Source organism: Muricoccus harenae (genome assembly GCF_009848505.1).
In the GTDB taxonomy this organism is placed as follows: Bacteria; Pseudomonadota; Alphaproteobacteria; order Acetobacterales; family Acetobacteraceae; genus Roseomonas; species Roseomonas harenae.
In genome coordinates this window covers 187,503-209,960 of the sequence record NZ_WWDL01000001.1, presented here as the reverse complement: position 1 = coordinate 209,960, position 22,458 = coordinate 187,503, and the positions used below count along the sequence as shown (strand labels likewise).

General features: G+C 70.3%; 24 protein-coding genes. 6 read left to right on the top strand and 18 right to left on the bottom strand.

Annotated elements, in window-relative coordinates; all coding sequences use genetic code 11:
* Position 1 precedes the first annotated feature (1 nt).
* Genes GSE44_RS00975 through GSE44_RS25485 form a run of 3 tightly spaced genes read right to left on the bottom strand, consistent with a single transcriptional unit; the run spans position 2 to position 2,572 of the window.
* Positions 2 to 1,165, bottom strand: coding sequence for an AI-2E family transporter (locus tag GSE44_RS00975; protein WP_235924478.1), 1,164 nt, complete (start codon positions 1,163 to 1,165; stop codon positions 2 to 4).
* Positions 1,162 to 1,707, bottom strand: a complete 546-nt coding sequence (locus GSE44_RS00970; RefSeq protein WP_235924477.1) for a CDP-alcohol phosphatidyltransferase family protein — start codon at positions 1,705 to 1,707, stop codon at positions 1,162 to 1,164. The genes GSE44_RS00975 and GSE44_RS00970 overlap by 4 nt, the downstream gene beginning before the upstream one ends.
* A 52-nt stretch (positions 1,708 to 1,759) precedes the next feature.
* The gene (locus GSE44_RS25485; RefSeq protein WP_235924476.1) at positions 1,760 to 2,572 is read right to left on the bottom strand and encodes a hypothetical protein; all 813 of its coding nucleotides are present in this window, start codon (positions 2,570 to 2,572) and stop codon (positions 1,760 to 1,762) included.
* A gap of 48 nt (positions 2,573 to 2,620) precedes the next feature.
* On the opposite strand from GSE44_RS25485, the gene purM reads away from it, so the two are divergent.
* From purM to GSE44_RS00955, 3 genes are read left to right on the top strand one after another with little or no spacing between them, the layout of a single operon-like run.
* Complete coding sequence (purM, locus tag GSE44_RS00965) at positions 2,621 to 3,694, top strand: phosphoribosylformylglycinamidine cyclo-ligase (RefSeq protein WP_159346363.1); 1,074 nt, start codon at positions 2,621 to 2,623, stop codon at positions 3,692 to 3,694.
* Entirely contained in the window at positions 3,682 to 4,368 is a 687-nt protein-coding gene (gene purN, locus GSE44_RS00960) for a phosphoribosylglycinamide formyltransferase (protein ID WP_159346361.1), read from the top strand. The genes purM and purN overlap by 13 nt, the downstream gene beginning before the upstream one ends.
* A 52-nt stretch (positions 4,369 to 4,420) precedes the next feature.
* Positions 4,421 to 4,579, top strand: a complete 159-nt coding sequence (locus GSE44_RS00955; protein ID WP_159346359.1) for a preprotein translocase subunit SecE — start codon at positions 4,421 to 4,423, stop codon at positions 4,577 to 4,579.
* A 7-nt stretch (positions 4,580 to 4,586) separates the two neighbouring features.
* Here the strand turns inward: GSE44_RS00955 and GSE44_RS00950 are convergent, their stop codons facing one another.
* From GSE44_RS00950 to ahcY, 6 genes are all read right to left on the bottom strand, one after another.
* Positions 4,587 to 5,183 carry a hypothetical protein gene (locus tag GSE44_RS00950; protein WP_159346357.1) on the bottom strand — a complete coding sequence of 199 codons (597 nt, stop codon included), beginning with the start codon at positions 5,181 to 5,183 and terminating at the stop codon, positions 4,587 to 4,589.
* Positions 5,184 to 5,290: 107 nt separating this feature from the next.
* The gene (locus GSE44_RS00945; protein WP_159346354.1) at positions 5,291 to 6,739 is read right to left on the bottom strand and encodes a phospholipase D family protein; all 1,449 of its coding nucleotides are present in this window, start codon (positions 6,737 to 6,739) and stop codon (positions 5,291 to 5,293) included.
* A gap of 4 nt (positions 6,740 to 6,743) precedes the next feature.
* Positions 6,744 to 7,607, bottom strand: a complete 864-nt coding sequence (locus GSE44_RS00940) for an endonuclease/exonuclease/phosphatase family protein (protein WP_159346352.1) — start codon at positions 7,605 to 7,607, stop codon at positions 6,744 to 6,746.
* Between the two features lie 142 nt (positions 7,608 to 7,749).
* A complete protein-coding gene (locus GSE44_RS00935; RefSeq protein ID WP_159346350.1) occupies positions 7,750 to 8,226 on the bottom strand; it encodes a cupin domain-containing protein in 477 nt (158 codons plus the stop codon).
* Positions 8,219 to 10,792: an FtsK/SpoIIIE family DNA translocase gene (locus tag GSE44_RS00930; RefSeq protein WP_159346348.1), complete on the bottom strand. Its 2,574-nt coding sequence runs from the start codon at positions 10,790 to 10,792 to the stop codon at positions 8,219 to 8,221. The genes GSE44_RS00935 and GSE44_RS00930 overlap by 8 nt, the downstream gene beginning before the upstream one ends.
* 189 nt (positions 10,793 to 10,981) lie before the next feature.
* Positions 10,982 to 12,397 (bottom strand): adenosylhomocysteinase, encoded by a 1,416-nt coding sequence (gene ahcY / locus GSE44_RS00925; RefSeq protein WP_159346346.1) that lies wholly within the window; start codon positions 12,395 to 12,397, stop codon positions 10,982 to 10,984.
* A gap of 337 nt (positions 12,398 to 12,734) precedes the next feature.
* Between ahcY and GSE44_RS00920 the strand changes: the two genes are divergently transcribed.
* Positions 12,735 to 13,232 (top strand): YciE/YciF ferroxidase family protein, encoded by a 498-nt coding sequence (locus GSE44_RS00920; protein ID WP_159346343.1) that lies wholly within the window; start codon positions 12,735 to 12,737, stop codon positions 13,230 to 13,232.
* A 56-nt stretch (positions 13,233 to 13,288) separates the two neighbouring features.
* Here the strand turns inward: GSE44_RS00920 and GSE44_RS00915 are convergent, their stop codons facing one another.
* The 6 genes from GSE44_RS00915 to GSE44_RS00890 form a co-directional block, all read right to left on the bottom strand.
* Positions 13,289 to 14,374, bottom strand: a complete 1,086-nt coding sequence (locus tag GSE44_RS00915) for an aromatic ring-hydroxylating oxygenase subunit alpha (RefSeq protein WP_159346341.1) — start codon at positions 14,372 to 14,374, stop codon at positions 13,289 to 13,291.
* 164 nt (positions 14,375 to 14,538) lie between these two features.
* On the bottom strand, positions 14,539 to 16,383 hold the full coding sequence (gene ptsP / locus GSE44_RS00910) for a phosphoenolpyruvate--protein phosphotransferase (RefSeq protein ID WP_159346339.1): 1,845 nt from the start codon (positions 16,381 to 16,383) through the stop codon (positions 14,539 to 14,541).
* A gap of 58 nt (positions 16,384 to 16,441) precedes the next feature.
* Positions 16,442 to 16,711 carry an HPr family phosphocarrier protein gene (locus tag GSE44_RS00905; RefSeq protein WP_235924504.1) on the bottom strand — a complete coding sequence of 90 codons (270 nt, stop codon included), beginning with the start codon at positions 16,709 to 16,711 and terminating at the stop codon, positions 16,442 to 16,444.
* A 65-nt stretch (positions 16,712 to 16,776) separates the two neighbouring features.
* Positions 16,777 to 17,226 carry a PTS sugar transporter subunit IIA gene (locus GSE44_RS00900; RefSeq protein WP_159346335.1) on the bottom strand — a complete coding sequence of 150 codons (450 nt, stop codon included), beginning with the start codon at positions 17,224 to 17,226 and terminating at the stop codon, positions 16,777 to 16,779.
* Positions 17,223 to 18,296 carry an RNase adapter RapZ gene (rapZ, locus tag GSE44_RS00895; protein ID WP_159346333.1) on the bottom strand — a complete coding sequence of 358 codons (1,074 nt, stop codon included), beginning with the start codon at positions 18,294 to 18,296 and terminating at the stop codon, positions 17,223 to 17,225. Before rapZ ends, GSE44_RS00900 begins: the two co-directional genes overlap by 4 nt.
* A gap of 11 nt (positions 18,297 to 18,307) precedes the next feature.
* Positions 18,308 to 18,775, bottom strand: coding sequence for an HPr kinase/phosphorylase (locus GSE44_RS00890; protein ID WP_159346331.1), 468 nt, complete (start codon positions 18,773 to 18,775; stop codon positions 18,308 to 18,310).
* Between the two features lie 166 nt (positions 18,776 to 18,941).
* On the opposite strand from GSE44_RS00890, the gene GSE44_RS00885 reads away from it, so the two are divergent.
* Positions 18,942 to 19,874: a threonine/serine dehydratase gene (locus GSE44_RS00885; RefSeq protein ID WP_159346329.1), complete on the top strand. Its 933-nt coding sequence runs from the start codon at positions 18,942 to 18,944 to the stop codon at positions 19,872 to 19,874.
* Positions 19,875 to 19,956: 82 nt separating this feature from the next.
* On the opposite strand, the gene GSE44_RS00880 is transcribed toward GSE44_RS00885, so the two are convergent.
* A complete protein-coding gene (locus tag GSE44_RS00880) occupies positions 19,957 to 20,322 on the bottom strand; it encodes a cupin domain-containing protein (RefSeq protein WP_268893614.1) in 366 nt (121 codons plus the stop codon).
* A gap of 11 nt (positions 20,323 to 20,333) precedes the next feature.
* Between GSE44_RS00880 and GSE44_RS25480 the strand changes: the two genes are divergently transcribed.
* Positions 20,334 to 20,471: a hypothetical protein gene (locus GSE44_RS25480; RefSeq protein ID WP_235924474.1), complete on the top strand. Its 138-nt coding sequence runs from the start codon at positions 20,334 to 20,336 to the stop codon at positions 20,469 to 20,471.
* Between the two features lie 222 nt (positions 20,472 to 20,693).
* Here GSE44_RS25480 and GSE44_RS00875 read toward each other — a convergent pair whose 3' ends face one another.
* Positions 20,694 to 21,701, bottom strand: coding sequence for a P1 family peptidase (locus GSE44_RS00875; RefSeq protein WP_159346325.1), 1,008 nt, complete (start codon positions 21,699 to 21,701; stop codon positions 20,694 to 20,696).
* A gap of 30 nt (positions 21,702 to 21,731) precedes the next feature.
* Entirely contained in the window at positions 21,732 to 22,421 is a 690-nt protein-coding gene (locus GSE44_RS00870) for a DUF1028 domain-containing protein (RefSeq protein WP_159346323.1), read from the bottom strand.
* Between the last annotated feature and the right edge of the window lie 37 nt (positions 22,422 to 22,458).

Here is a 22,458-nt window from a genome sequence, read left to right as displayed (position 1 = left end):
ATCAGCCCCCGGTCCGGGGAGGGTCGAGATAGAGGGGGCTTTCGAGATAGCGCCGCAGCCAGTACCGGGCCAGCACCCCGATCGCCGCGGCGATGGGCACCGCCAGCAGCACGCCCAGGAAGCCGAAGGCCACGCCGCCGGCGAAAAGGGCGAAAATCACCCAGACCGCGTGCAGCTCCACCCGGTCCCCGAGCAGGCGAGGGTAGATGATATACCCTTCGACGATTTGTCCGACGAGGAAGACGCCCACCACCACGGCCACGTCCCGCCAGCTGCCGAACTGGCCAGTGGCGAGCAGGATGGCGGTGCCCATGCCGGTCATGGAGCCGACATAGGGGATGAAGGTGAAGATGCCCGCCAGCAGCCCGACCAGCAGGCCAAGCTCCAGCCCAACAGCCGAAAGCGCCAGGGCGTAATAGACCGCCAGCAGTGCGCAGCAGAGGAGTTGTCCGCGCATCCAGGCGGAGAGCACCCGGTCCGTGTCATGGGCAAGCTGCCGCAGCACGGCGGCGTTGCGGCGCGGCAGCCAGGATTCGATGCGCGCCATCAGGCGCGGCCAGTCGCGCAGCAGGTAGAAGCCGACGATCGGCGTCACCACCGCGAATGTGAAGACGTTGAACAGCGCATAGCCGCCGCCGATCAGCCGCGTGGCCGAGGTGCCGAGCCAGACGAGGATGGAGCCCGCCTGTGAGACCGCGAGGTCCTTCAGCCGCGGATCGAGCACCCGGGGCGCCATCGCCTCCTCGATGGAGGCCAGGGCCTGCTGCAGCATGCTGCCGATGGTGGTGACATAGGCCGGCAGCCGCGCCAGCAGCACGCCGATCTGCGAGATCAGCAGCGGATAGAGCAGCAGCAGCGCGATCAGTGCTAGGGCCATCAGCCCCAGCACCAGCAGCCCAGCGCCCAGCCAGCGCGGCACGCCTATGCGCGACAGCCGCGTTGCCACCGGATCGAGGAAATAGGCGACGCAGATCGCCAGCACGAAGGGCGTCAGGATCGCCGAGAAGAACCACAGCGCGAAGATGATCGCCGCCAGCATGCCGAAGACCAGCCCCAGCCGCTGCGCCCGGGTCGCATTGCGACGGCCGGGGGATGGCGGCAGGGCGGCGCGGATCGGCGCGGGCTCGGGAGGGCGGGGCGGAAGCTCGCCCGAACGAAGGCTCATGCGGATAGTTTGCGCGAGGCATCGCGCACATAGGCCGCGCCGGACGCGATAGTGGTCAGTGTCACGCAGGTGATCAGCGCCGGCAGCAGCCAGCCGCCATCCAGCCCGAAGCCCGCCAGCAGCAGGGCAACGCCGGCCAGGGCGATCTGCATCAGCGTGTTCAGCTTGGAGACGAGGAGCGGCTGGATGGCCGGGGTGGAACCCATCAAGGACAGCATGATCAGCCCGCCGACGATCAGCAGGTCCCGGAAGACCACCAGGATCGCCAACCAGTCCGGCAGCACGTCGATATAGGCGAGGGTGACATAGACGGAGACGAGCAGCGCCTTGTCCGCCACCGGGTCCAGCATGGCGCCGATGACGGAGCGGGCGTTGCGCACCCGGGCCAGCCAGCCATCCAGCGCATCCGATATCCCGGCGCCAACGAAGACAAGGAAGGCGATGTCCAGCCGGTGCTGGATCACCAGCCACACCACGGCGGGCACGGCGCAGAGCCGGGCCAGGGTGATGACGTTCGGCAGGGTGAAAAGGACGCTCTGCACAGGCGGGACGTCAGGGCCTCCCGGCCCTCCAGCATCGGGGGCAGGCCCAGGGTCAAGCCCCTCCGGCAAGGCCGACTCGCCAGCCGGGGCCGGTGGTGGGGCTTGGCAGCCCGCTGGCGGAGGGGGGCTGGCTCGGGGCCAGCATGATCCCCCCCGCGGCCAATTCCTGCGCCGCCACATTGGGCACGCTGCGCAGGCCGATGCGGAGCCGCGCCCCCTCGGTCGAAATGGCCAGGATATCCACGCTGCCGACTGAGGGCTGCGAGAGCAGCCGCCGCCGCAGCGCCAGCCACTCGTCCATCGAGCGGAAATTCGTGCCGGCCTCCAGATAGGAGGTCAGCGGCATGACCGGCGGGGTGCCTGCCGGGAAGCTGGCTGGCGGCTGGGGCGCCGCCGGGCCACCGAGGGACGGCAGGGCCCCACCCGCCGTGGCCGTGTCCCCGCCACCGCCGCTCGGGGCACGGCCGCCGCGGAAGCGGATGGTGTACCGGCCGGAATAGCCGTTCAGGGTGGAGCGCTCCTGCTCCACCACCATGCTGGAGATCATCGATTCGATTTGGGACGGCGAGGCATTGGGATTTGCCCCCGTCGCGGCCGCATAGCGCTGGTAGGCGAGGCGCTGGGCATTCGCGATGGCCCGCTCCTTCGCCACCACGGCATTTGCCGCCGTGGCCTCGGCCGGTACGCCGCGCTGGACGTTGGGATCGTCCTGCGCCATGGCCTGCGGGGCCAGGGCGGGCACGGCCAGCAGTGCCGCAGCGAGGGTCGTGGCGCGAATCATCGCCCGCATCCCCGGATTGCGCGGCGGGCGGATTGCGCCGAAGCGCCGGACATGATGGGTAGCGCGACCGTCTGAACTGGGCATAAGCCGCTCCCCGTGGACCGCCCCTGGGATAGCCGATCAAGGACCGCCATGACCAGACTGACCTACCGCGATGCCGGGGTGGATATCGAAGCCGGCGATGCGCTGGTTGATCGGATCAAGCCCCTCGCCCGCTCCACGGACCGCACCGGGACCATGGGCGGGCTGGGCGGCTTCGGCGCCCTGTTCGACCTGAAGGCCGCGGGATTCCAGGATCCCGTGCTCGTCTCCTCGACCGACGGGGTCGGCACGAAGCTGCGGCTCGCGATCGACGCGAAGCACCACACGACCGTCGGTATCGACCTCGTTGCCATGTGCGTGAACGACCTGGTGGTGCAAGGCGCCGAGCCGCTCTTCTTCCTCGACTACTTCGCCACCGGCGCGCTGGACGTGACCCAGGCGACCGAGGTGGTTTCGGGAATTGCCGAAGGCTGCCGCCAGGCCGGCTGCGCCCTGGTGGGCGGCGAGACGGCCGAGATGCCGGGTATGTACCACAAGGGCGATTACGACCTGGCCGGCTTCTCCGTCGGCGCCGCCGAGCGCGGGGCGCTGCTGCCGGCCGGCGATGTCGGCCCGGGCGACCTGGTGCTGGGGCTGGGTGCCTCCGGTGTTCATTCCAACGGCTTCTCCCTCGTCCGCCGGATCGTGGAGGCGGGGAATGCCGGCCTTGGTGACCCCGCCCCCTTCGCCGCGGGCAAGTCGCTGGGAGAGGCGCTGCTGGAGCCCACCCGCATTTATGTGAAGCCGGTGCTCGCCCTGCATCGCGCCGGGCTGCTCAAGGCAGCCGCCCACATCACCGGCGGCGGGCTGCCGGGCAACCTGCCCCGCGTGCTGCCCGACGGCACCATGGCCGTGGTCGATGCCACCGCCTGGCCCGTGCCGCCCGTCTTCGGCTGGCTGGCCCGCACTGGCGGCGTCGAGCCCGAGGAGATGCTGCGCGTCTTCAACTGCGGCATCGGCATGGCCCTGGTGGTCGAGCCGGAGAAGGCCGAGGCCGCCATTGCGCTGCTGAAGGAGCATGGCGAGACCGCCTATCGCATCGGCCGCATCGAGGCGGGCGAAGGCGAGGTCGCAGGGGAAGCCGAGGTGCGGATGGAGGGGCTTTCCGCCGCATGGCCGAACTGAAGCGGCGGGCCGCTGTCCTCATCTCGGGCCGCGGCAGCAATCTGGGCGCGCTGATCGCGGCGGCGCGCCACCCTGCCTATCCGGCCGAGCTTGCCCTGGTGCTGTCGAACAAGGCCGACGCCGCCGGGCTGGACCGGGCGCGCGAGGCCGGGATCGCGACCGCCGTGGTGGAAAGCCGCCCCTTCGGCCGGGATCGCGCGGGTTTCGAGGCCGTGATGCAGGCCCGGCTGGACGAGGCCGGAATCGAGCTGATCGCTCTGGCCGGCTTCATGCGCGTGCTGACCGAGGATTTCGTGACGCGCTGGTCCGGCCGGATGCTGAACATCCATCCGAGCCTCCTCCCCGCCTTTCCCGGGCTGGACACCCATGCCCGCGCCTTGGCGGCGGGGGTGCGGCTGCATGGCTGCACGGTGCATTTCGTCACGCCCGGCGTGGACGAGGGCCCGGTCATCGCCCAGGCCGCCGTGCCCGTGCTGCCGGAGGATGACGAACCCGCCTTGGCCGCCCGCGTGCTGGCGCAGGAGCACCGGATCTATCCCGCCGCCCTCGCCTGGGCCGCCTCCGGCGCCGCGCGGCTGGAGGAGGGACGGGTGGTGCTGGACAGGCCGATGGCGGAAGGCGCCTTCGTGAACCCCTTGCCCGGCCCGCCCGGCCTGCCTACAGAAATGGCCTGACCGCCGCTCCGCCCCGATCTCCGGGAGCAGCGGCCCATCACGAGGCGAACCCATGGCCGAGGCCCATCAGCACATCGACTATGTTGAGGTAAAGGCGAAGGACATCCTCGCCGAACGCCAGACCAGCTGGTCCATGTTCACGCGCGCCACCACCTGGACGATCGGCGCCGTGGTCCTCCTGCTGATCTGCCTGAAGGTGTTCTTCGGCTGAGCAGGCCTCAGCGGCGCGGCAGCCCCAGCCCAAGGCTCCGCGCCATGTCGCCGAGATCCACGCGCCGGTAGGCCTCCGGCACGCGGAAGCGCGCGGGGTCCTGGCGCGCGTATTCCACGCGCACCGCCTCCACCCCCTCGCCCCGCTCGTTCACGCCGCGCAGCAGCACGCCGTCAGAGGTCAGGCAGGCGGTGCCGCGCTGCCCCTGCTGCTCCCAGCGGTAGTTGGTGCAGCGCTGCCCGGCCTGGAACGCGCTGCCCGCGCTCGTCAGCCGGGCGGTTTCGGCAAGCCGCAGGTAGCGGGTCGCCTCCTCCTGCCGCAGCGGGCTCGGGGTCACGACGCGCATCGAATCCATCACCACCTCTGTGTGTCCGGTGCGGCGGTCCATCAATCCCCAGCCCGGCACGGAGGGCGATTCGACCCGCAGCCGTCCCTCGGCAGCCAGGGCCGCCACGGTGAATTCGCGCGGCGACTGGGGGGAGGCGTTGCCGAGCACCCGGTAGGACACGGTCACGTCCCGCGTGGGGAAGGTGGCGGGGCGGCTCTGGGCCTGAGCGGTGGCCGAGAATGCGGCCAGCGCCAGGGCGGGGAGCAGGCATCGCATCGGGCGTTCGGCCTCCAGTTCTGACGTCGAAAGAAGGTCCTGCCGGACGGGCGGCGCAAGGGCGGGCGGGCTCAAGCCTTGGTGTGGCCCGCCACCCGGGATTGCCGCTAGAGCTGCGATTCGATCGGCAGCCAGCCGACGAGCCACGCCAGCAGGCGGCGCCGGAGTGAGGCGCCAGGCTCGGTGCGGCTTGTCACCGTCTCGCCCCGCTCCTCGGCGGTCCAGAGCAGGCATCCCGGCCCTTCCAGCGTCACCCGCCAGCTCCGCCCCGGCTCGGCCAGCCGCGCATGCTCCTCGCGCAGGTCCCGTGCCATGCCGGGGTGGCGGATGAAGGTGCCCATTTCCGTGTTCAGCGTGGCCGAGCGCGGATCGAGGTTGAAGGAGCCGACGAAGGCGCGCTCCCCGTCGATCACCAGGGCCTTGGTATGCAGGCTCGCGCCGCGGGAGCCGAAGACGCTCACCCCCTCCTCGCCCGATGGCTTGAGCTCATGCAGCGCGACCCCGGCCTCGATCAGCCGCTCGCGGTAGCGCGCATAGCCGCCATGGACGGCGACGACATCCGTCGCCGCCAGCGAATTGGTGACGACCGAGACGCGCACGCCGTTCCGCGCCAGCTTCTCCAGCAGATCCGCCCCTTCGCCGCCCGGCACGAAATAGGGCGAGATGAGCAGCGCCTCCGAGGTGGCGCTGCGCAGCATGCGGAGGATGGCCGGCGCCAGGCAGTCCGCCTCCGGGGCGAGGCCGGTCACCTTGTCCGGCGGATCCGCCATGACGCGGATGTCACGCGGCGCCACCGATGCCAGACGGGACAGCTCGCCCGCGAGCACCCGCGCCACCCCCGGATCGGCGCCCAGCCCGTTGAAGAAGCGCTGGGCCTCCGGCGCCCGGCGGGCCGCATCGAGCCGCATGGACAGGGCGCGGAATCCGCCGCGCCGGTTGGCCGCGGGGCTGATGGCCGCGATGGGCCGCGACAGGCGGTGGCGCCAGTAGCGCTCGAAGATGTCGCGCGCCTCACCGGCCGCGGCACCGGCGATCACCAGGTCAAGGTCGCGGAAATTGATCTCGCCGGCGGCGTCGAAATACTCGTCGCCGATGTTGCGCCCGCCGCAAATGACCACACGCCCATCGGCAATCCACGCCTTGTTGTGCATCCGGCGGTTCAGGTGCCAGCCGCCGAAGAGCATCTCCAGCAACAGGCCTAGCAGGCCGAAGCGGCGCCAGCGCGTGGCGTTGAACAGGCGCAGCTCGATCCGCGGATGCGCGTCCAGCGCGCCGAGCAGGCGTTCCCGCCCGATGGCGTACATGTCATCGAGCAGTACGCGCACCTGCACGCCGCGATCGGCCGCGTGCAGCACCTCGCGCGCCAGCAGGCGGCCGGTGAGATCGTCCCGCCAGTTGTAATATTGCAGGTCGAGGCTGGTGGTGGCGGCGCGCGCCGCCTCGACCCGCGCCGCGAAGGCTGTCAGCCCGCCCTGCATCAGCGCGACGTCGCTCCGCGCCTCGGCAGGCCGCTGCGGGGCGTTCAGCACATCCCCGCCTTCGCCGAGCGCGCTCATGGATTCAGGCCGCCGTCGCCATGGCCGTGGGTGCCGGTTCGGCATGCGCCGCCCTCAGATCCAGCATGGCCTTCAGGGGCAGGTGGTCCGAGGCGATGCGCGCGAGGGTGGTGTCATGCGCTTCGACCGCGCGGATCAGCCCACGCGGGCGGCCGAAGATGCGGTCTAGCGCCAGCAGGGGCAGGCGGCTCGGGAAGGTGGCGGGACCGGGATGGGCCGAGCCGAACCGGCTCTCCAGCGCCCGGAGGGAGGAACGTGGACCCGGGCGCCATTCGTTCAGGTCACCCAGCATCAGCGTGGGTATGTCCTCGGCCTCGGCCAACAGGGCGAGGATGGCTGCCACCTGCTGCGCCCGGTGCCGCCGCAGCAAGCCGAAATGCGCCGCCACCACGCGCAGCGGCCCCGCCGGCAGGAGGAGATCGGCAACGACCGCGCCGCGCGGCTCGCCCCCTGGCAGTGCCAGGCGGCGCAGATGCGTCACTTGGCCCGCGCGGAGCAGCAAGGCGTTGCCGTGCCAGCCATGCCCTTGCGGCGTGGTGGAAAGCGGCACGAGGCGGAGGCCGGTGCGGCGCTCGATCGTGGCCATGTTCAGCAGGCCAATGCGCCGGCCGAAGCGGCGGTCCACCTCCTGCAGGGCCAGGACATCGGCATTCAGCTCCGCGATCACCTCGGCCACGCGCGCCGGATCGAAATGCTTATCCGTGCCGATGCATTTGTGGATGTTGTAGGATGCGACCGTGAGCGCATCGGCAGGAATCGGGCCGTGGTGAAACAGCGGGGGGCTGCTGAAACGTCCACGGAATTCGACCAGCCGGCGAGGTAGCGTGGAGTCGCGGCCAAAGGACGGCCGCACGGGTGGTGAAATCATCCTCGCTTCGGACCTGGATGGCGGGCGACCATCCGCCCGGGCGCTATCATTTGGCAATTTCGGCGCCGCAATCCAAGCCAGTATCTCGGTCACCATCCGTTCATGATCGCGACACCCGAAGAAGCCGCGAGGGCCCAGACCACTATTTCCACCCGGGCAAAACCCCACCATCCACCGGGTTTGCGCCCGGCGTAGGCACCGCCGCAATATGGGCCTCCACCTCGGTCCGCTCGGCCGGATCGCCGCGCCGGATGTCGTAATCGCCGCCCCCTGGATAGGCGCCGACCAGTTCGAAATCCTCGCTCGCCCATTCGCGGCAATGGCCGACCCCGGCCGGAATCACCACCGCATCGCCGGCCTGCAGGGCAATGACCTCGCCGCCCGGCCCGCCGAAACGAACCCGTGCCTCGCCCCGGGACACGCCAAGCGCCTCATGCGCGATGCTGTGAAAATGGTGGTAGTCGAAGACGCCGTTCGTCCAGGCATTGGACCAGCCATGCTGCGCGAAACGGGCGGTGATGGCGGCGTCGGTCCTGGGCAGGGCATCGCGCCAGATCAGCAGCGGCAGCCCCGAATTGGGGATGCCGCCGGAGGGTGCGAAGCGGTGCGCCTCAGTCATCGACGCCGGCACGGGCCAGGACCTCGCGCTTGCCGACATGGTTGGCGGGGCCGACCACCCCCTCACGCTCCATCTGCTCGATCAGCTTGGCGGCGCGGTTGTAGCCGATGTTGAGGTGGCGCTGGACGAAGCTGGTGCTCGCCTTGCCCTCGCGCGTCACCAGGGAGACGGCCTGCTCGTAGAGGCCCTTCTCGCCGCCGCCGTCGAGCGAGGGCATGGAGCCGCCGCCCTCGTCCTCGTCATCGGTCTCGGTGACTTCCTCGATATAGGCGGGCTCGCCCTGCTCGCGCAGGAAGTCCACCACGCGCTCCACCTCCTCGTCCGAGACGAAGGGGCCGTGCACGCGGTTCACGCGGCCGCCGCCGGCCATGTGCAGCATGTCGCCCTGGCCGAGGAGCTGCTCGGCGCCCTGCTCGCCCAGGATGGTGCGGCTGTCGATCTTGCTGGTGACGGAGAAGGAGATGCGTGTCGGGAAGTTCGCCTTGATGGTGCCGGTGATGACATCCACCGAGGGGCGCTGCGTCGCCATGATGACATGGATGCCGGCGGCGCGGGCCATCTGCGCCAGGCGCTGGACCGCCGCCTCGATCTCCTTGCCCGCGACGATCATCAGGTCCGCCATCTCGTCGATGACGACGACGATCATGGGCAGGGCCGCCAAGTTGAGCGGCTGGTCCTCGAAGACGGGCTTGCCGGTCTCGGGGTCGAAGCCGGTCTGCACGCGGCGGGTCAGCTGGTCACCACGCTCGGCGGCGGCAGCCACCTTCTCGTTGTAGCCGCCGATGTTGCGGACGCCGAGCTGACTCATCGCCTTGTAGCGGCGCTCCATCTCGCGGACCGTCCACTTCAGCGCGCCGATCGCCTTGGGCGGCTCGGTCACCACCGGCGCCAGCAGATGCGGGATGCGGTCATAGACCGACAGCTCCAGCATCTTTGGGTCGATCATGATGAAGCGGCACTCATCCGGCCCGAAGCGATAGAGCAGAGACAGGATCATGGTGTTGATCCCGACCGACTTGCCCGAACCGGTGGTGCCTGCGATCAGCAGATGCGGCATGCGCGCAAGATCTGCCACGACGGGTGCACCGCCGATGTCCTTGCCCAGCGCCAGCGGCAGCTTGCCCGGATTCCGCGCCCAGTCCGCGGCCTCCATCATCTCGGAGAAATAGACCATCTCGCGCTTCGCATTCGGCAGCTCGATGCCGATCACGTTGCGGCCCGGCACGGTCGCGATGCGGACGGCGAGGACGGACATGCTGCGGGCGATGTCGTCGGCCAGGCCGATGACCCGGGCGGATTTCGTGCCGGGCGCGGGCTCCAGCTCATAGAGCGTGACCACCGGGCCGGGGCGGATATCGGCGATGCGGCCGCGCACGCCGTAATCTTCCAGCACGGATTCCAGCATCCGCGCATTCTCCTCCAGCGCCTCCTGGGACGGGCCGCTGTCGCGCTTGGCCGGCGCCGGGGCCAGGAGGGAGAGGGGCGGCAGGCGGAACTTCCCGTCATCGCCTTTCTTCACCGTCTCGGAGATCGGCAGGCGGCGCGGAGCCACCACCCGGTCGGCGATGCGCGGTCCGTCCGCCTTCGGCGCTTCAGCCGGTGCCTCGGGAAGGCGTGGGGTGCGGCGCGGCGCAGCGGGGCGGGGCGCGGGCGGCTCCATCTCCGCCGCGGCATCGGCGGCGCGCAGCAGGGCGGAAAGCTGCGGCGAGGGCTCGGCGCGGCGGCGCATCAGCCCGGCCAGGGCGCCGGGTGTCCCACGCAGCAGACGGGCCATCAGCCCGGGGCGAGGCTCTGCCGCATCGGCCTCGCGCAGGGCCAGACGGTCACGCGCCTGCCGGGCCTCGGCGGCGCGGGCGCGGGCTTCGTTGCGGCGGCGCAGGATGTTGCCGGCCATGCCCGAGCTCTGCCGCGCGGCCGCTGTCCCGGCGCGGCGCCAGGAGGAAAGGGGAATGGCCAGGGCCAGCACGGTGGCCACCGCCGCAAGGCCGGCGATGGCGGTGTTGCCGGCCACCGTGCCCAGGGGACCGAACAGGGCGCCGATCGTCTCGTCCACCGCCTCCCGCACCATGGGACCGACAGCGCCGCCGGCCGAGCCGCCCGGGAAGGGCGCCGGAAGCAGGCTGGTGGAGAGGGCGGCGGCCAGCAGCGGCAAGCCGGCGAGCAACGCCGCGACGCGCCCGGCAAAGGGCGACAGGCCGCGATGGGTGGAAAGCCGCAGCGCCCAGGTCAGCAGGCAGAGCGCCGGCAGCAGCCCCGCCCAGCCGAAGCCTTGCAGCAGCACGTCCGAAACCATGGCGCCGAAGGGCCCGGCCAGGTTGGTCGGCGCCCGGTTGGTCGCGGTGGAAAGAGAGGGATCGGCCGGATTGTGGCTCACCAGGGCCACCAGCACCGCCAGCCCCAGGAGGCCGGCGATCATGCCCAGAAGCTGCCCCCCGCGCCGCTTCAGCGCCGCCTTCACCGCCGGGGAGGCGAAGCGCCGGATGCCGCCGGAGGTCCCGAAGGGATTTATCCCGGCATCCGCGTCGATCGGAGGGTTGGTGGATCGGTTCGCGGATGCGCGCGGCATGGTCTTCCCGGATGCGGTTGATGCAGCGGGAAAAGACTACACGGCAATGCATTGGTTTGGGCGACACAGTCGCCACCTAATCGACAAAGAAGCTGGGGGCGGCGCCGGCTATGGACCGGCGCCGCCCCCAGGCAGGCGCTTCAACGCGGTGATCGCGGCCAGGAACTCCCCCGGCCGCGATCCTCCGGCTCAGTAGCGGTACATCTCGGCCTTGAACGGGCCAGCCGGCGGCACGCCGATGTAGTCGGCCTGCTGCTGGGTCAGCTTGGTCAGCTTCGCGCCCACCTTCTCGAGATGGAGGAAAGCCACCTTCTCATCGAGGTGCTTGGGCAGGGTGTAGACCTGCTTCCCGTAGGCCGCGCCATTCGTCCACAGCTCGATCTGCGCCAGCGTCTGGTTGGTGAAGCTGGCCGACATCACGAAGGAGGGATGGCCCGTGGCATTGCCCAGGTTCACCAGCCGCCCCTCAGAGAGCAACGTGATCTTCTTGCCGTCAGGGAAGCGGATCTCGTCCACCTGCGGCTTGATGTTCGTCCACTGCAGGTTGCGCAGGGCCGAGACCTGGATCTCGCTGTCGAAGTGGCCGATGTTGCAGACCACGGCGCGGTTCTTCATGGCGCGCATATGGTCGATGGTGATGATGTCGACATTGCCCGTGGCGGTGACGAAGATGTCGGCCTGCGGCGCCGCATCCTCCATCGTGACCACCTCATAGCCCTCCATCGCGGCCTGGAGCGCGCAGATCGGATCGACTTCCGTCACCATCACGCGGCAGCCGGCATTGCGCAGCGAGGCGGCGGAGCCCTTGCCGACATCGCCGAAGCCGGCGACGCAGGCGACCTTGCCGGCCATCATCAGGTCGGTGCCGCGGCGGATCGCGTCCACCAGGGACTCGCGGCAGCCATAGAGGTTGTCGAACTTCGACTTGGTGACGCTATCGTTCACGTTGATGGCCGGGAAGAGCAGCTTGCCCTCCTTCGCCATGCTGTAGAGGCGGTGCACGCCCGTCGTCGTCTCCTCGGAGACGCCCTTGAGCGAGGCGGCCAGCTTGGCGAACCAGCCCGGCTTCTCGGTCAGCAGCTTCTTGATCAGCGCGAAGAAGACGGTCTCTTCCTCATTGGTCGCGCCGTCGAGGAACTTCGTATCGCCCTGCTCGGCGCGCAGACCATAATGGACCAGCAGCGTCATGTCGCCGCCATCGTCCAGCAGCAGGTTCGGCTCGCCCCCATCGGCCCATTCCAGGGTCCGCTGCACGTAGCGCCAGTAATCCTCGAGGCTCTCGCCCTTCACGGCGAAGACCGGCGTGCCGGTGGCGGCGATGGCGGCCGCTGCGTGGTCCTGGGTGGAGAAGATGTTGCAGGAGGACCAGCGAACATCGGCGCCGAGGGCCTTCAGCGTCTCGATCAGCACGGCGGTCTGGATGGTCATGTGCAGGCAGCCGGCGATGCGGGCACCCTTCAGCACCTGGGCGGGGCCGTATTCGCGGCGGGTGGCCATCAGGCCAGGCATCTCGTCCTCGGCCATCTCGATCTCCTTGCGGCCCCACTGGGCGAGGGAGAGGTCGGCGATGACGTAGTCGGTCTTGGGGGGGAGGGTATCGGGCATGTCTGGCTAGCCTTCCGGGAGTGCGAAGGCGCCTATCACGCCGGAGGCTGGCAGGCCAAGGGGATAAACGATATCAGGATATCTTTATGTGCGCGCCAGAAGCAGAAGCGATGAGGTGGCGTAGGTGGTTGCCCCACCCGTCCCCAGCCACCTGAAGCACTGGTCCTGAAGCATGGGTAAATTCAGGGATGAGGCCCATCCGACGAGCACACGGATAGGTCAACAACCGGCCCAACGCAGGTTAGGGCGGTGTCTTGCTCGTGGACGGTAGGTCTCCCGCGGCCGTGGCCCCGAGCGCAGATGGGCCGCGGTCGTCCCCAAGATGAGGAAGACCGCCATGACCGAGAGCATCAAGGGCATGATGACCGAGAAGCTGAACCAAGCGCTCACCGCCGAAAGGCTTGCTCTCGTAAACCTGCCCAAGCTCATGCAGGCCGCAACTTCGCCGAAGCTCAAGCAAGCCTTCGAGCAGCACGTCGAGGAAACGAAGGGGCAGATTTCGCGGCTGGAGCAGGCTGGCAAGGCGATGCAGCAGGAGCTCAAGGGCGAGCCTTGCGAGGCGATGGACGGGTTGGCCGCCGAGGCCGAGCGCATTATCGCGGAGCACAAGCCCGGCCCCATGCTGGATGTGCTGTTGATCGCGGCCGCCCAGGGCATCGAGCATCACGAGATTGCCGCCTACGGCACCATGCGCTCCCTCGCCCGCTCCTCGGGGCTGGATGAGATCGCGACCCTTCTCGAGCAGACGCTGCAGGAGGAGAAGGCGACCGACGAGAAGCTAACCATCCTGGCCGAGAGCGAGATCAACCCCAAGGCCCTGCAACAGGCCGCCTGAGCGGTAAAAGTAGAAGTGGATGAAAGGCCGGGGAGAATTCCTTCTCCCTGGCCTTTTTACACCGCGCCCAGCGTCTCTCCCCCGCGGGAGCGCAACAGGCTCCGCAGGCTGCGGATGACCGGGAAGACCTCCTGGTTCCAGTCCGCGCCCTGCGCGTCATGCGCCGCCTGCTCCATCTCCACGATCTCGCGGTCTTCCTTGAAGATCCGTTCGGTGAAGAGCACCAGCAACGGCCAGCCGGCCTTCAGCAGCCCGGGGATCTTCGGGCGCTTGATCGACAGCAGGCCGAAGGTGCGGTTGCGCCGCTGCTGCGCGTCCACCGGCACATAGGCGATCCAGAGGTCCATCACCGGCGCGTCGTCACCCGTTTGGATTCGCAGCGTCTGGTACGGGTACTCCGTACGGATCGTCATCAGATCCTTCTCGGCGGCACTTTCGCCAGGCCCGCGGCGCTGGCCGAAGATCGCGGCCTCGCCGAGCGGTTGCTTGCCGGCAGCGCGGGAGAAGGTGTAGCGCGCCTCCACCCAATCCTCGCCCTGCCCACCGCCCATGTAGCGCGGGACCATCTTCCCCATCTGCTTCCGGTGCAGGAACTGATGGTTCATGTCCATCAGGTTCTCATGCATGAAGCTGTAATGGCAGGCGACCTCGCGGCCGAAGCGCCGCGTCTTGTAGCGGGGGTCCGCCACCGAGCCGAGGCGGGGCAACGGCACCTCCTCCGCCTTCGCCGAATCCCCCGGAAAGACCAGGATCAGCCCCTCCACCTCGCGGCAGGGATAGGCGCGCACGCCATTCGGCAGCCGGCCCTTGCCGAGATAGGGCACGTCCGTGCACCGGCCCGAGAGGTCATAGGCCCAGCCGTGATAGCCGCAGCGAATGGCGCAGCCTTCCACCACCCCGCGGCTGAGCGGCACTTGCCGATGGGCGCAGCGGTCCTCGAGGGCGAAGACGGGCCCCTGCTCCGGGCGGACCAGCACGATGGGATCACCCGCGAAGCGCACGGCAAGCATCCCGCCCGGCTTCAGCTCGCGCGACCAGGCGAGGGGATACCAATGGTCCGGATGCATGCCGACGCGGCGGAGGTCGCGTTCCGGATCGCCGGTGCGACCAGCCTTACTGGACAGGGGCTGGAGCTGATCCATTCACCCTCACCTGCACGGAAGCCGGCCGGTGCACCACGGAGGCATGGGGCCGCGATTCCTGGCCCTCAGCTTGGCACGGATTTGCGGAGGAGGTGAGCGAAGCGTTGCAGCGACGAAAGACCGGCGGAACGGCCGGTCTCAGGTCCTGGTCTCGGGGTTTGGTCTCAGGGCTTCTCGCCAGGCACGAAGTTCATCACCAGGTCCTGGATCCGCTTCGGGTCGCTCTGCTCCATCACCCGGCGGGCGAAGCGGGCGCAGTCGTCCACGTTCAGCGCGCGCACCATCTGCTTCACCCGCGGGATGGCGCTGGCATTCATCGAGAGGCTTCGCAGCCCCAGCCCCATCAGCAGCGGCACCAGCCGCGGGTTCCCCGCCATCTCGCCGCAGACGGAAACGGGCATCCGCAGCCGCAGCGCCGCCTCGGTGGCGAACTGGATCAGGCGCAGCACGGCGGGGTGCAGGGGATCGTAGAGGTGGGAGACCTCCACCTCCCCCCGGTCCACCGCCAGCGTGTACATGGCCAGGTCATTGGTGCCGATGGCGAAGAAATCCGCCTCCAGCGCGATGGCGTCCGCGGCCAGGGCGGCGCCCGGCGTCTCGATCATCACACCGAGGGAGGGCAGCTTCTCGGGCAGCGTCACGCCGCGCCGGCGCACGCGCTTGATCACGCGCTCATAGATCTCGCGCGCCTCGCGCACCTCCTCCGGGATGGTCACCATGGGCAGCAGGACGCGAACCGGGCCGAGGGAGGCCACGCGCAGGATGGCGGCGAACTGCACCTCCAGCAGCTCCGGGCGGCGCAGCAGCATGCGGATGCCGCGCAGGCCGAGCGCCGGGTTGGGGCCGGCATGAAAGGGCTCCACCCCCTCGGCGAGGGCCTCCATATCCTTCTCGCCGCCCCAGTCGAGCACGCGGATGGTCACGCCCGCCCCGTCCGTGGCCTCCACGATCTGGCGATAGGCTTCGTAATGCGCCTCCTCATCCGGAAGGCCCTGGCGGTTCATGAACAGGAATTCGGTGCGCAGCAGCCCGATGCCGGCGGCGCCGGCCTGGGCGATCAGCGGCAGCTCCGCCGGAATCTCCAGATTGGCCTGGAGCTCCATCTCCTCCCCGTCGGTGGTGACGGCGGGCAGGCGGCGCAGCTTGCCGAGCCGGGTGCGCTCCTTGGCATAGGCCATCGAGGCCCCGCGCCCCGCCTCCAGCGCCTCCGCGCCCGGGCGCAGCACGATGGTGCCGGCGCCGCCATCCAGCACCGCCTCGTCACCGCGGGAGATTGCATTGGTGAGGCCAGGCAGGCCCAGCACGCTGGGGATGCCGAGCGCGCGCAGCATGATGGCGGTGTGGCCATCCGCGCCGCCCTCCTCGGTCGCCACCCCAGCGATGCGGGAGGGGTCGAGCAGCGCGGCATCGGCCGGGGTCAGCTCCTCCGCCACCAGGATCGAGCCCTCGGGCACGTCCTTGAAGGAGCGGAAGCCGGATTGGGTGAGATTGCGGGTCAGGCGGCGGGCGATCTCATGCACCTCGCCGGCGCGGCGGCGCAGCCCTGCCTTGTCGTCATCCTTCGCTGCGAGGATGGCGTTGGCGATCACCTCCGCCTCGTCCTCCACCGCCGTCTCGGCGGAGAGCAGCTCGGCCTCGATGCGCTTGCGCGCGCCGCGGATCAGTCGGCTTTCGCCGAGCATCATCGCATAGGCGTCCAGCAGCGGCTCCAGCTCCTCCTGCGCCTCCTCGGGCAGGATGGCGAGGCGGGCCTTGAGCTTGCTCACCTGCTTGCGGGAGGTCGCGACGGCGGCGGTCAGCCGGGCACGCTCCGCCTCCACCTTCGAAGCCGTGATGGTGCGGCGCGGGGCGGCGGCAGGGGCCTCGGCCGTGTCGTAGACGGGGCCGATGGCGACGCCGGGGGAGATCGGGATCCCCTTGATCGACAGCTCGCGCGCGCGGCGCCCCTTGCGCGAATCGGCGCTCTTGCCGTCCGCGCCGCGGGGGGTAGCGTGCGCCTCCGTCTTCATCCTGTCCGCTCCTGCCGGCCGCGCGCCGGCGGCTCGAATCCTGCCGGCGGGGCCGGATTCACTCCTCGTGGAAGCCAGCCTCGATCAGCGCGGCGAGCTCGTCCAGCGCCTCGCGCGCATCCCAGCCCTCGGCTTCGAGGACCACGGTCGCGCCCTGGCCGGCGCCCAGCATCATCAGCCCCATGATGGAGCAGGCCGGCACCGTCTGCCCATCATGCGTGACGCTGAGGCAGGAACAATGCTTCTCCGCCAGGGTCACCAGCTTCGCGGCAGCCCTGGCGTGCAACCCACGCTGGTTGCGGATCACGATGCTCCGTCGCAGCGCCATGGGCGCGCCCTCCGGCTTCTGGGTGTCGGCCGTCTGGGTGATTTCCGCTTCCGCGGCGTTGCGGCTCATCGCTTCGCTCCCCCGTTGACGATTCCATCGCCGCGCAGCTCGCCGGCGGTGGCCATGTATTTGCGGCCGGCATTCACCGCATGGTCCACGGCCTGGGCCAGCGGCTCGGTGCCGCGCAGCTTGGCCAGCTTCACCAGCAGCGGCAGGCTGACGCCGGCGATCACTTCCACCTGCCGCCCGCAGCAATCCGGCGCCTGGCAGCGATCCTTGATGGAGGCCGCCAGGTTGGAGGGGGTGCCGCCGAACATATCGGTCAGCACCACCACGCCATCCCCCTGGTCCACCTGCTCCACCGCGGCACGGATGTCGCCGCGGCGTCCCTCAAGGTCGTCCTCCGGTCCGATGCAGATCGTCGAGACGTATTTCTGGGGGCCCATGACATGCTCCATGGCGAGGCGAAGTTCCTCGGCCAGGCGCCCATGGGTAACGAGGACGAATCCGATCATCGGGGGTCCGGCAAGGCCGCGTTGGCAGAATGCGGCTGGGAATGAGGGGGGGATTGGTCCGCGCAGGGCGCGGCCGGGGGGCGTTCGTTCATGCTCTTGGGATCGATATGGGGTGCGGGGGGGGCCGCTACGAGTCGGTTCGTTGGGGTTCCGGTTCCAGGAAGGCTCTCCCGGACCGCCAGCTCCCGGTGGGACAACTCCACCGGCCAGCCACCCCGCGCGAGATGGCCTGCGAGGCGCTCCGCCGCAAAAACCGAGCGGTGTTTGCCGCCCGTGCAGCCCAGCGCCACCGTCAGGTACTTCTTGCCCCCCGTTTCATAGGCCGGCAAGAGCGGGTCCAGCAGCGCCGTCATGCGTGCCCAGAATGGGCCCCATTCGGGATCCGCCTCGATGTAGCCGGCGACCGGCGCGTCACGGCCAGTCATCGGGCGCAGGGCGGGATCGTAATGCGGGTTTCGCAGGAAGCGCAGGTCCAGCACCAGGTCGGCCTCGCGCGGAAGGCCGCGCGGATAGGCGAAGGACTGCACCGTGACCGACATCCCGGCCGTGCCAGCCGCGCCGTAGCGTCGCTCGATCATCCGCCGCAGCTCGGGCAGGGGTAGGCCGGAGGTGTCGATCAGCCAATCCGCCGCCTCGCGCAGCGGGGCCAGGGCGGCGGCCTCCCGGGCGATGCCATCCGCCACCCCGGTGCCCGGCAGCCCGGCAGGGGCAAGCGGGTGGCGGCGCCGGGTTTCGGAATAGCGGCGCAGCAGGATTTCCTCGGCCGCATCCACGAAGACCAACTCGGGCGCCGCGGCGCCGCGGGCCCGCAGCGCGTCCAGCCCGGCCAGGAGGGCGGTGGCGTCGAAGCCGCGGGTGCGGGTGTCCACCCCCACCGCGAGCGGCGCCTCCCCTCCCCCATTGCCAGAACCGGTCATCAGCTCGCCCAGGACGGCGAGCGGCGGGTTGTCCACCGTTTCATGGCCAAGATCCTCCAGCACGCGCAGGACGGAGGACTTCCCGGCCCCTGAGAGGCCCGTGACCACCACCGCCCGGCGCGGGGCGGCCTGGACCTGCCCAGGACCATTCATCGGGGGGGCGCTCAGCTTGCGGCCTCGAAGGCGCCGGCGCGGCAGGCGATGCGGCCGGACAGGGCGTCCAACGCCAGGGCCAGCTTGCGCGGGGCGGAGGCCTCCGGCGCGTGAAGGGCGATTCGGGGCAGGCGATGGCCCAGCGCCTGGAAGCCGGCGGGGCTGGGCAGGCGTGGAACCTCCTCGCGGGGGACGCAATCCACCGCCAGGGCCAGCGTGGCGCCGGGGGCGGAATCGAGCCCGGACAGCAGCCCCAACCCGCGCACCTCGATCATGCCGCGGAGGGAAGCGGGCGCCGAGGCGTGGAGGGCATCGCCCTCGGCCCGCAGCACCACCTGGTCATCGGCCACGAGCCACCATCCCTCCCCTGTCAGGCGCAGGAGAAGGTCAGATTTGCCGGCGCCGGGTGGACCCAGGAGCAGAACCCCCAGGAGCCCACCGGCTCCGTCCCGCGCGGCACAACTGCCGTGTTGCAGCATGGTTGGCTGGTAACACCCCGGACACGGGGGCGGAACGTGGCAGGATTCGGGCAAGGACGGAAGCCGGGGCTTCGGCGGTGCCATCAAGGGACTGGTCCGACGGCCCATTTGACGACCCGTTTGACGAATGGTGGACAGCCGGCCGCCGCCGGGCCATGCCGCGCCCATGACCACCCGTCCCGCCATCGAAGCCGCTGCCGCCCGCATCGCCCCGCACATCCGCCGCACGCCGGTCCTGGTCTTGCCCGGAACCGCCCTCGGCGCGCCAGGGGAATTAGTGTTGAAACTGGAACAATTGCAGGTCAGCGGCTCCTTCAAGGCGCGCGGCGCCTTCAACGCGCTGCTGCAATCCGGTGCCGGCATGGCGGGGGTGATCGCAGCCTCAGGCGGTAACCACGGCGCGGCGGTGGCGCATGCGGCCGGGGCGCTGGGCATCCGGGCGGAGATCTACGTTCCCGCCATCTCCGCCCCATCCAAAGTGGTTCGAATTCGGGAGGCCGGGGCGGTGGTGGTGCAGGGTGGCGACACCTATGCCGAGGCCTTCGCCGCCAGCGAGTCGCGCCGCGCCGAAACCGGCGCCGTCTCCATCCATGCCTATGACCAGCCGGAGGTCCTGGCCGGCCAGGGCACGGTGGCGCGGGAATTCGAGGCCGATTCGCCTGGCCTGACCCATGTGCTGGTGGCGGTGGGCGGCGGCGGGCTGATTGGCGGCGTCGCCTCCTGGTTCGCCGGCAGCGGCACACAGGTGGTGGCGGTGGAGCCGGAGGGCTGCCCCACCCTTTTCTCCGCGCTCAAGGCCGGGGCACCCGTGGATGCGCCGGTGGGCGGGGTGGCCGCGGACAGCCTCGGCGCCCGGCGCGTCGGCTCGCTGATGTTCGAGGTGGCGCGGGAGGTGGTTCGCGACTCGGTTCTCGTGACGGATGACGCCATCCGCGAGGCGCAGCGCCGCCTCTGGTCCGCCTGCCGCGTGGTGGCGGAGCCGGGCGGGGCGACGGCGCTGGCCGCGCTCATCTCCGGCGCCTGGGTGCCGCCAGACGGGGCGCGGGTGGGCGTGCTGGTCTGCGGCGGGAATTGCGACCCGGGCTCCGTGACCGCATAGGCGTGCCGAGCCCAGGCGGAAGGCGCCGGCGCAGGCCCGATGCCGCGCCGGCGAGGCCGGGCACCGGCCCGACCTGCGGTTCCTACTGCCGGCGCGGATCCTCGGACGGGTTGACGTAGTTGATGCCCCAAGGACCGTTGGAGTTGATCTGCACGATCGTCACCTCGTCGATATAGACGAAATGCGGCGATCCCGGCTGGACGGCGAAGAAGCTGCCGGCGGGAAGCGCCTGGGTCTTTTCCTTGTCGGCCTCGCTCCCCGCGCCGAGCCGGAAGGTCCCGGAGAGGATGGTCACGATTTCCGGCACCGGGTGGGAATGCGCGGGGATGCGGTAGTCCGCCGGAAGGCGCAGCCGCATGGAGAAGGGCCCTTCCTTCGCCGGGTCGCCATACAGCACTGCCATTTCGGCGCCCCTGGGAACGCTGGCGGGTCCGGGCGACCATCGGATGTTCCTGGGGCGTGACGACCTGGTGGTGGCCGGCGGGATGCGCCGTCTGGGCGCTGGCCGTTCCTGCCAGGATGAAAACGCTGGTCGCCGCCAAGGCGGCAATGGTGGTCGGCTTCATGTCGATGACCTTCCTTCCCACGCTCGCGTAAGCCCGAAGACGCGCTCAGCATAAACAGGGCGAGGTAGTTTACTACGCGGAACGACGAGGCGACGCGTCAGGCGGACAGAAGAGGGGCTGATTTTCCGCAGTAGCCTCAGGCCGACGTCTTCAGCGAAGGGCCTGCATTCATGATTTCGACGCCGATCGGTATTGGAGCCAAATCACTCGCGAGGCATGGCCGGTGCAGCCGGGGCCGCTCCGGAGCCCGGACCTAGCCCAGCTCCGACGCCCCGGGCGGGCTCGGGGCGATCGCCTTCGCGGCCCGAACCGCCCGCAGCACCGCCGCCGCCATGACATGCGGCACGATCGCCCCCAGCGCCATCATGTTCCCCGGCAGTCCGCTCTTGCCCGTAGCCAGAGCGAAGATCGTGTCGCCGTCGGACATGGTGTGGATGGGATCGATGCTGCGGGCCAGCCCGTCATGCGCCGATCCGGCCAGGCGCTGGCATTGGGCCTTGGTCAGGGTGGCGTCGATGGCCACCACGCCGATGGTGGTCGCCATGCCCGCCTGCATCGCCGCCGGAAGCTCGCCACGCAGGATGCCGGACGTCGCGCCGAAAGGCCGGCGGCCTTCCGCATCCCGCGCCCCCGCGACCACCTGCCCCGTGGCGGGGTCGATCACGTCGCCCACCGCATTCACCGCCACGATGGCGCCGACGGTGATGGCGCCAACCTTCACCGACGCCGTGCCGATCCCGCCCTTCATGGCGCGGGCCATGCCGAAGAGCTTGCCCACGGTCGCCCCCGTGCCGGCGCCCACGCTGCCCTCGGCCGGCGGCTCGGTGCCCGCGGCCTGACAGGCGGCGTAGCCGGCGGCGGCGTCAGGGCGGATGCGGTGGTCGCCCTGCGTCAGGTCGAAAAGAACCGCGGCGGGCACGATTGGCACGCGGGCGGGGCCGGCGGGGAAGCCAATGCCCTTCTCCTCCAGCCAGCGCACCACCCCCGTCGCGGCTTCGAGCCCGAAGGCAGAGCCGCCGGACAGCAAAATGGCATGGACCTGCTGCACGAGATTGGCGGGGTTCAGCAGGTCCGTCTCACGCGTGCCGGGGGCGGCGCCACGCACATCCACCCCAGCGGTGGCGCCCTCCTCCGTCAGGATGACGGTGCAGCCGGTGGGGCGGCGCGTCTCCGTGAAATGGCCCACCTTGATGCCGGGCACGTTGGTGATCGCGCCGCCGGAAACTCCGGTCCAAGGCGGAGGCGGGACGGTCTGGGCCATGGCGGTTCCGGCGGCGGGAGTGGCGGCGCCTCATGCGGATGCTCCGAAGGCGACGGAGCCCGAGGCCCCGCCCCGCGCCCGGTCCGGATCGGTGGCGCGCAGGACGAATTCGTCGATCTTGGGCGCGTAGTCGCGCCACAGCGCGGCCAGTTCGTCGATCGGGTCGGCGGCGCGATCCACGCGCAGGTCGGCAAGGGCGAAGTCGTGCTCCCCATGCACTTCCAGCACGGCGGAGATGACCGGGCCGTGCTCGCCCCCCGCAGCCTCCCCGGCGGCGAGGGCAGCCAGCAGCCGGTCGCCCAGCGGGGCGTCGGGCTCGGCCTCGAAGGCGCGCACCATGGCGGCGGGCACGCCGTCATTCGAGAGGATGTTGCCAATGGCCACGCAATCCGTGCCATGGGCGTCGTTGCGCTCGGGCTTCACCCGCGCCCCGTGGTGATGGGCGGTGCGTCCCCGCGCATCCAGCGCGGCCAGCTGGCGCCAGGCATGGTGCGGGGTGGAGGCAGCCAGCGCCGCCACCGTCTCCCCTGCCGAGCATCCGCTCCGCAGCAGCGCGATGCCGCGCGGGCCCAGGCGCGGATCGGTGCGGTGCTGCGTCAGCACCGCACCCACCCCGGCCGCGATGTGCTGGATGCGCGCGCCGACGCCGATGTCGGAGGTGGCGCCGGCGGCGCCGATCTGGCCGGTGCGCCTGCAGCGCCCGAGGAGGGAGAAGGTCATGACCTCCCGATCCTTGGGCGGGATCGGGCCGCTGTCC